This is a genomic window from Phocaeicola sp. (assembly GCF_048170425.1).
GTDB lineage: Bacteria > Bacteroidota > Bacteroidia > Bacteroidales > Bacteroidaceae > Phocaeicola.
Genome location: NZ_DBEXBB010000214.1, coordinates 1 through 8475 on the forward strand (window position 1 = coordinate 1; position 8475 = coordinate 8475).

An 8475-nucleotide genomic window follows, 5' to 3' on the forward strand; every position below is an offset into this window, starting at 1 on the left:
AAAGTACTCCCACAAGAGAGTACTTCTATATTCAAAGTCGCTTTAAAGCAAGTTTGATCACTTTTTCCACAGGTGCATCCGGTTCCTCCTTGAGAATCTGCGCGGTCACCTTTTGAGAAGGCGCCTGTGCAAATCCCAACATGGTCAATGCAGCCACTGCCTCTTCATATATTTCCGTATTGGCAGCCACGGCCACCGATTTGACGGTTGCCGCACTCTCTATACCTGTCACTGCAATCTTATCTTTCAGCTCCACAATGATGCGCTGGGCCGTTTTCAAACCAATTCCCTTCACGGTCTTCAGCAGCTTGTCGTTTCCACTGCCAATCACGTTACACAATTCCGAAGGAGAAAGTGCTGACAAAATCATACGTGCCGTATTTCCTCCAATGCCCGATACACTGATAAGCAGCAAAAACAACTCCCTCTCCTGACGGGTGGCAAATCCATATAACACATACGCATCTTCACGGATGGCCTCATATATATAGAGTTTGACCTCCTTTTTTCCCTGTACGGCAGAGTAAGTGTTCAACGACACATTAATTCCATATCCTAATCCATTACACTCTACAACCACCCACGCCGGAGTAGCATCCACAAGTTCTCCTTTGATATATTCAATCATGTTTTTCTAACAATTTATAAAATGGAGAACAAAAATAACGATAAGAAAGTTATAAATTGTAAGTTCAGCCAGATTTTTTTGGAATTCGTGGCTTTATTGCTTGTTTGGAATGATTCTAATTCTGTATTTTTGCGCCAACTAAAACGAAACAACTTAAAACAAATAAGAAATATGAAAAAGATTAGAGCAGCCGTAGTAGGTTACGGAAACATCGGAAAATTCACACTGGAAGCTCTTGAAGCAGCTCCTGATTTTGAAGTAGCAGGTATCGTACGCCGTAATGGAGCAGAAAACAAACCTGCAGAACTGGCCGATTATTCTGTAGTAAAGGATATTCGCGAACTGAAAGATGTAGATGTAGCTATTCTGGCAACTCCGACCCGCAGCGTAGAACAATATGCAAAAGAAATCCTTGCATTAGGAATCAACACGGTAGACAGCTTCGACATCCACACTCAGATTACCAGCCTGCGCCGTTCTTTGGGTGAAACAGCAAAAGCTCACAACGCAGTAGCCATCATTTCTGCCGGATGGGATCCGGGAAGCGACTCTGTAGTACGTGCGTTGCTGGAAGCCATCGCTCCGAAAGGAATCACTTACACTAACTTCGGTCCGGGCCGCAGCATGGGACACTCTGTAGCCGTTCGCGCCATTGCCGGAGTAAAAGATGCATTATCTATGACTATTCCGGTGGGAACAGGTATTCACCGCCGTATGGTATATGTAGAACTGGAAGAAGGTGCAGATTTCAAGACAGTAGAAGCAGCTATCAAAGCTGACCCCTATTTTGTAAACGATGAAACACACGTTATTCAGGTTCCTTGCGTAGACGACCTGAATGATGTAGGCCACGGTGTAAATTTGGTTCGTAAGGGTGTATCAGGTAAAACTCACAACCAGCTCTTCGAATTTGACATGAAAATCAATAACCCGGCTCTGACCGCTCAGGTACTGGTTTGTGTAGCTCGCGCTTCTATGAAGCAGCAACCGGGATGCTATACCATGATTGAAGTTCCGGTTATCGACCTGTTAGCAGGCGACCGTGAAGAACTAATCGCTCACTTGGTATAAAATACATAATCTTTCACGCTACGGGCCGGTTTGTCGCACAGATAAGCCGGCCCGTTTTTATTCATATAGCTTATAACCATTTCTTTACAATCTCCTCCGTACGTTCCCACAGCTCCTGCTGTTGCACATGAGGAAGATACTTCCTGGATAACTTTACAGCATGTCCGCTTACATTCAGCGTACCGGTACGCCTGCCTGCTTCCTCATCCAGTAACAAGCCAATTGCCGTAGCTGCCCCTTGACGCGGTGTCCGGATAAACGGTCGGAAGAAAATATCCGTCAAAGGATCAAACCACATATGCATGGTAATAATATCCGTCGATACAATTCCCGGATCAGCCGCATTCACCACAATACCTCTCTCCTTCACACGAGCTGCCAATTCAAGCGTAAAAAGCGTCAAAGCTAATTTCGTATTGCTATAAACCGGTATTCGCCAGAAACTCCCCTTCTTTCCGCGCAAGAAAAAATCCGGGAAATCCAGCCGTCCGATTGCATACGTACACGACACCATGTTGACCACCCTGCTCCCTTCTCCCATCAGCGGAAGCAACTTGCGTGTCAACAGATAAGGCCCCACATAATTCACACTCACCGTGCGTTCCAGGCCATCCTCCGTCAGTCTGCGACCAGTTTCCATCGTCCCGGCATTGTTCATCAGCAATGTCAGCCTCTCTCCTCGGGTACAGAGTTGCTCCGCAAAATCGGCCACAGAAGCCAACGAAGCCAAATCAATATACATTACCTCCACATCCGGATTCCCCATTTCCTTCACCAGCCACTCTCTTTTAGCCTCAGCCCTTTCCCTGTTACAACAAGCCATTATCACCCGATAACCAGCCAATGCCACCGCACGAGTAATCTCTGTTCCCATTCCTCCGTCGGCACCTGTAATCACTGCTAATTTACGCTCCATCTCATCCTTTACTTTCAATGCGTTCAATTTCTTTCTTCAGACAAGGCGGCAGTTCTTCCTGCAAATGCTGATGACAAGCCATATCCAACGTATACATACGGGCAATGCAATAATTACTGTGACGACAATTACACCTTGCATTCTCCTCCCGCCGCATTCGATTCACAAAATCCGGCTCATTCAGCAGCGCACGACCCATTTGTACCGCTTCAAAACCATGGTTCAATACCTCTTCTATTTTCTGTCGTGACACCAGGCCTCCCACATACACCAACGGTATGTCCAGTGCTTCACGAAATTTCAAGGCATCTTCCAGGAAATAAGCCTCACGGAAAGGAACAGAGGGTATCATGTATTTACCTACCAGCCGTACCCCATACTTCAACCACCAGCAAGTCATGTAATGCGTCATGGTCCGGATTGGCATCTCTCCCCGCATTACGTACATCGGTGCCTTGCTGACAAACCCACCGCTCAGTACCAGCGCATGCGCTCCTAACTCCAGCAGTTTCCGTGCCACCTGTAATGACTCGTCCAGTTCCATACCTCCCCGAAAACCGTCGCGCATATTCATTTTCACCAGTACAGCCATGTCATTTCCCGCTGCTTTCATCACTTCCTCCATCACCATCTCCATGAAACGCATCCGATTCGCTAACGTCCCACCAAATTCATCCTTCCGGTGATTGGTAGAAGGGGAAAGAAACTGACTGATCAGGTATCCATGGCCGGCATGTATTTCCACCGCATCAAAGCCTGCTTCACGCGCCAGACACACAGAGCTTCCATAAGCTTTCGCCATTTCCGGCAATTCATCGGCACGCAACCCACGCACAAAAGTCGGTGAATACAAATTGAATCCGCTGCTTGCTCCTACCGGAAGGCATCCGCAAATACTCTTATGCGACATATTGCCACAATGCCCCAGTTGAATGCTTGCCGCAGCCCCTTCGGCATGTACCGCATCCGTCAGCTCACGCAGTCCCGGCACAATCTCCGGTCGCATCCACAACTGCCGGTCAAATGAAAGTCCACTACGCGTTACGGCTGCATACGCCACCGTAGTCATTCCTACCCCACCAGCAGCCACCGAGCGGTGATAATCCAGCAATTGCGGTGAAGGCACATTTCCCGGACACATGCTTTCAAATGCGGCTGAACGAATGCTACGGTTACGCAGTGTCAGCGGTCCCAAAGTGACCGGAGTAAATAAATGTGAGTCCATCTTCCCTCCTTTTCCTAATATATATAAGGTATAATCCTTTTTCTGTTTCCTACCGCCTGCTTTCCGAACTCCTCACAATAGCGTTTGTAAATGGCATCGGCACGCGGCACCAGGTTAGCTGCCGTCCACCACACAAACACCCAGGCCGCAGGCGAAGCCGTCAGCAAGGCAAATCCTGTCCACTCCACCAGTTCCCCGAAGTAATTGGCTGAAGTCACATAACGGTAAAAACCTTTCTCTGGCAAATAATGGCGAGTGTCTCCCGGCTTTCGCAGGTTCCGAATCACATGGTCTGCCTGCAGATTGATGGCCATACCTATGAAAAATATCACGAGTCCTACCCAAGGTAAAGGATTCGCCCAGAAAGTGGCCGGTTCGTATATTCCCGGCAATGCAAAACTGCAAAAACTGGCCGCCAACAATGTCGCATTGATTACATTGAAAAGTATCCCCATCGCCATGATAGCCAGCGGCATCCGGCTCTTCCCTTTCATCAGCATCGGAAAGACAAACGAACGTTGAAAATAATGCAGCATGAACAGTCCCACGAATACGGCCTGCGGAGTATACACCTCTACTTCTGCTTTCCATGCCCAGAGCCCCATTACCACAAATGAAGGAGCTTCCATCAGTACCCAGCCTACTTTGTTCGGCACCGACCATCCCCACGAGCGGGTACGGAACATGCCGTAACCGGCCTTCACAAAATAAAGTGCTACAAAGACTATCACTGCCAGGAAGGACAGGACATATAGCATGATTTGATAAGTTTCGTAATTCATAGCGTGCGGTTTTGCCCTTGAAGATAAAGAATATATTCAGAAAAGAGAAGAAATCAGAAAAACTTACCCCAAATAGCGGGATTTATGCTATTGGGGGTAAGTTTCAAAGCCTGACCTCACATTCACATCAATGATGCAACCTAGAATGAGCATATTCTTCAAACCAGTCAAACCACTTCTGCTCCTCAAAAGTCAGTTCTTCAAGAATCGGCTGATAGCTCTGGTCGGGAATATACCACCATTGAGAATGGAAATAATCACTCAACATTTTATTCTTAAATATGTATCCCCGCAAAGCAAAAGGTAAATTACGCCCCCTTCGGTATAAAGTTTCCGTCAATGGGAATTCCGTATACCCCCCTAAACGGTTCCGAAGTGCATAATAATCGGTTGGTCGGGTAAACACACCCGTATCTGTACAGTCCGCAGAAAAAAGATACAGTTCTGCCCCAGGACGATAATTTCTCACCCGGTATTCAAGTACCGCATCCCGAAGGAAATATTCACATACCCTCGCTACATCGTTTCGATTTCCATTTAAGACAGTGCGCCGGCGCCATTTCCCCGTACCTGTAATACGTGGAGGAATTGCTTGAGAAAACAGATTGTCTTCCATCATAAAATGTAACGGCACATCACGTGTTTTGATACGCAGTGTAAAATCATCTATCTGATGGTTAGCCCAGCGCATGGCTGGAGACAATTTATAATCCAGTTCATAACGACAATACGCACTCTGGCACATAAGATACCGGTAACGATGACGTACTACATTGACACCCGGTTTAAAATCAGCAGAAAAGTGGTATACAAACGAAATAGGAATTCCGTCATTAATCTGAGGGTTCCACAAATAATTTCCACTCCGTGCTTCATCAATCTCATATTGGAAAAGATTAAGGGCACACACCATCCCATTCTGTACATAAAGCGTATCATTCTTCACTACAGAAGTAGATACGGAAAGCGGCTTGTCATTCATTTCTACCGTAAAATCTGAAATATAAGGATGCGCCCCACTCCTGTCAAGCGAATCCATGTACATTGGTGGATTAGCCTCAAATCCCATCAAAACCTTCTTCCTTTCTTCCGGGTTAAAAAATTCGTAATATACATCAACTTCCGCCATACCATCTTCACCCCAACTGAGAGTCAGCACCTCACGCTGTACACGGATATCGGTTTCAACAAGAGGAAGCAACTGATTTCCACTGGTATAATATGTCCCGTCATTAGCCAGGAGCGCCACATGTACCATCAAAAAACAGCACACAATTATCCAACGTAATAATGTTTTCCTTATAAAAAAGAGACGAATTTTCTCTGAATAACATTCTGCTTTCATGTTTTACGTTATTAATATGAATACCCTATCCTGAAAACTAATCTTCAACTTACAACGACAGACGGCTATTATCTCTATGAACACATCCGTCTTCAAAGATGCTCCCCAACTTTCAATTCCGCTAAATACAAAAATAAGGATTTATTTTGACATTCTACAACCATATAACTATGTAAACCCAACCATCCTCCAATAACAATCAGCTTTTATTAGTAACTGAAAATATGCCAGAATCATAAATAGACCCTGAAACCGTATTTACCAAGTACCTCTTTATTAAAACGAAATCTCTTCCGTATATCCTACGTTTTCCATCTCAGAAACCTATGTTTCTCCAAAGAACAACCTATGTTTCTCCAAAGAACAACCTACGTTTCTGCCATGAGAAACGTAAGTTTTACGGAAGGGAAATATAAAATTCAACTTAGAGGTTTCTCTTTTTCAATACTACATTTCCAAGTCTGAAACAATAAATAATAGAAATCCCTGTACTTCTCACAAAAGCGTCAGAAATACAGGGATTTAAGTGAGCCCATAAAAAACTTACGTCATTCCACCGTTACAGATTTAGCCAGATTGCGTGGCTGGTCGACATCCATTCCACGGCATACCGCAATGTGGTAAGCCAGCAACTGCAACGGAATAGAAGCTACTAACGGATCCAGACATTCCAACGTAGCGGGAAGTTCGATACTGTAATCAGCTAAGTTACGGATAACCGTATCTCCTTCGGTTACTACGGCTACCACTCTTCCCTTGCGGGCCTTGATTTCCTGAATGTTGCTCAGCACTTTTTCGTACAAAGGTGACTGAGTGGCTACGATGACCACCGGCATTTCGGCATCAATCAGGGCAATGGGACCGTGTTTCATTTCGGCTGCCGGATAGCCTTCGGCATGGATGTAGGAAATTTCCTTCAGCTTCAAAGCTCCTTCCAAGGCAACCGGGAAGGCGTATCCCCGACCTAAATAAATGAAGTTACGGGCATAGGTAAACATCTTTGAAAAATCGGCAATGAACGAATGCTGTTTCAGGACAGCCCGCATCTTCTCGGGGACGGTGACCAGTTCTTTCACTATCCGATGATACTCTTCTTCCGAAAGTGTACCTTTTTCTCGCCCCAACGCCAAAGCCAACAAGGTGAGTACAGTGACCTGTCCGGTAAAGGCTTTCGTAGACGCCACACCGATTTCGGGACCTACATGGATATAGGAACCGGTATCCGTAGCGCGGGCAATGGAAGAACCGATGACATTACAGATGCCATAGATAAAGGCTCCCTGCGACTTGGCCAGTTCAATGGCGGCCAGCGTATCGGCAGTTTCTCCGCTCTGGGAGATAGCAATGACCACATCGTCAGGATGAATCACTGGATTGCGGTAACGGAACTCGGAGGCGTATTCCACTTCCACCGGAATGCGGCAAAAGCTTTCAATCAGTTGCTTGCCGATGAGTCCGGCATGCCAGGAGGTACCGCAGGCTACGATGATGAAGCGTCCGGCACGCAGCAGTTGTTCCTTGTAATTGGATACAGCGGAAAGAGTGACCGTACAAGTGTCTGGATTCACGCGGCCACGCATACAGTCGCTGATGCAGTCGGGCTGGTCGAAGATTTCTTTCAGCATGAAGTGGGGAAACCCTCCTTTTTCCAGTTGCCCGATGTTAAGGGCTACGGTCTGTGCCTCATGCGGGCACTCTACATTGTTCAGGTCGACAATCTTCAAGGGAGCACCTGCCCGCAGTACGGCAATTTCTCCGTCGGAGAGATACACCACCTGATTGGTGTAAGTCACCATGGGAGTGGCATCGGAAGCCAGAAAGAATTCTCCCTCGCCTACTCCGACAACTAACGGACTACTCTTGCGGGCAGCAATAATCTCGTCGGGATGCTTACGGTCGACTACTGCAATGGCGTAGGCACCGATAACTTCCCGTAAAGCTAACTGCACAGCGGTCAGCAAGTCCAGATTACCTTGCTGCTGGATGTAGCCAATCAACTGCACCAGTACTTCGGTATCGGTACTGCTCTTGAAGGTGCAGCCTTTGGCCTGCAGTTTTTCTTTCAGCACGGCATAGTTCTCGATAATCCCGTTGTGTACCAGTGCCAGATTACCGTTCTGGCTGCAATGCGGATGGGCATTCACCGTACTAGGCTCGCCATGAGTAGCCCAGCGCGTATGGGCAATTCCCACGCAGCCGGACACATCCTGTCCTTCGACTGTCCGTTCCAAATCGGCGACTTTTCCCACGGATTTATACACATTCAACTGATGAGTGCTGTTCATCAAGGCTGCTCCGGCACTGTCGTATCCACGATACTCCAGGCGCTTCAGACCTTCTATCAATATCGGCCAAGCTTTCCGCTTTCCGATATATCCTACAATTCCACACATGTTACTTTTAACCTTAAAATATTATAGAAATCAATTTTATTCACCTACGAAATTACGATTTATCACAATAGTTTTTGGAATGAATCTTCATAAAATCGGGAAATTTTCAATATTT

The 8475-nt window shown here is 46.5% G+C and carries 7 protein-coding genes; 1 reads left to right on the plus strand and 6 read right to left on the minus strand.

Going from position 1 to position 8475, the window contains the following annotated elements; genetic code table 11:
• Nucleotides 1-31: 31 nt before the first annotated feature.
• Nucleotides 32-628 (minus strand): Holliday junction branch migration protein RuvA, encoded by a 597-nt coding sequence (gene ruvA, locus ACMJ0U_RS08450; RefSeq protein WP_007564550.1) that lies wholly within the window; start codon nucleotides 626-628, stop codon nucleotides 32-34.
• 171 nt (nucleotides 629-799) lie between these two features.
• On the opposite strand from ruvA, the gene ACMJ0U_RS08455 reads away from it, so the two are divergent.
• The gene (locus ACMJ0U_RS08455; protein ID WP_417129540.1) at nucleotides 800-1699 is read left to right on the plus strand and encodes a diaminopimelate dehydrogenase; all 900 of its coding nucleotides are present in this window, start codon (nucleotides 800-802) and stop codon (nucleotides 1697-1699) included.
• 70 nt (nucleotides 1700-1769) lie between these two features.
• Here the strand turns inward: ACMJ0U_RS08455 and ACMJ0U_RS08460 are convergent, their stop codons facing one another.
• The 5 genes from ACMJ0U_RS08460 to glmS all read right to left on the minus strand — a co-directional run bounded on the left by ACMJ0U_RS08460 (nucleotide 1770) and on the right by glmS (nucleotide 8360).
• Entirely contained in the window at nucleotides 1770-2615 is an 846-nt protein-coding gene (locus ACMJ0U_RS08460) for an SDR family oxidoreductase (RefSeq protein ID WP_417129544.1), read from the minus strand.
• A 1-nt stretch (nucleotide 2616) separates the two neighbouring features.
• Nucleotides 2617-3840: an NADH:flavin oxidoreductase gene (locus ACMJ0U_RS08465; protein ID WP_417129541.1), complete on the minus strand. Its 1224-nt coding sequence runs from the start codon at nucleotides 3838-3840 to the stop codon at nucleotides 2617-2619.
• A 14-nt stretch (nucleotides 3841-3854) separates the two neighbouring features.
• On the minus strand, nucleotides 3855-4622 hold the full coding sequence (locus ACMJ0U_RS08470) for a DUF1295 domain-containing protein (RefSeq protein WP_417129542.1): 768 nt from the start codon (nucleotides 4620-4622) through the stop codon (nucleotides 3855-3857).
• Between the two features lie 127 nt (nucleotides 4623-4749).
• Nucleotides 4750-5880 carry a YARHG domain-containing protein gene (locus tag ACMJ0U_RS08475; RefSeq protein ID WP_417129545.1) on the minus strand — a complete coding sequence of 377 codons (1131 nt, stop codon included), beginning with the start codon at nucleotides 5878-5880 and terminating at the stop codon, nucleotides 4750-4752.
• 635 nt (nucleotides 5881-6515) lie between these two features.
• A complete protein-coding gene (gene glmS / locus ACMJ0U_RS08480) occupies nucleotides 6516-8360 on the minus strand; it encodes a glutamine--fructose-6-phosphate transaminase (isomerizing) (protein WP_417129543.1) in 1845 nt (614 codons plus the stop codon).
• Nucleotides 8361-8475 lie beyond the last annotated feature (115 nt).

Coding starts and splice junctions, on each gene's coding strand:
- ruvA (WP_007564550.1), bottom strand. CDS start 628: ATGATTGAATATATCAAAGGAGAACTTGTGGATGCTACTCCGGCGTGG.
- ACMJ0U_RS08460 (WP_417129544.1), bottom strand. CDS start 2,615: ATGGAGCGTAAATTAGCAGTGATTACAGGTGCCGACGGAGGAATGGGA.
- ACMJ0U_RS08465 (WP_417129541.1), bottom strand. CDS start 3,840: ATGGACTCACATTTATTTACTCCGGTCACTTTGGGACCGCTGACACTG.
- ACMJ0U_RS08475 (WP_417129545.1), bottom strand. CDS start 5,880: ATGGTACATGTGGCGCTCCTGGCTAATGACGGGACATATTATACCAGT.
- ACMJ0U_RS08470 (WP_417129542.1), bottom strand. CDS start 4,622: ATGAATTACGAAACTTATCAAATCATGCTATATGTCCTGTCCTTCCTG.
- ACMJ0U_RS08455 (WP_417129540.1), top strand. CDS start 800: ATGAAAAAGATTAGAGCAGCCGTAGTAGGTTACGGAAACATCGGAAAA.
- glmS (WP_417129543.1), bottom strand. CDS start 8,360: ATGTGTGGAATTGTAGGATATATCGGAAAGCGGAAAGCTTGGCCGATA.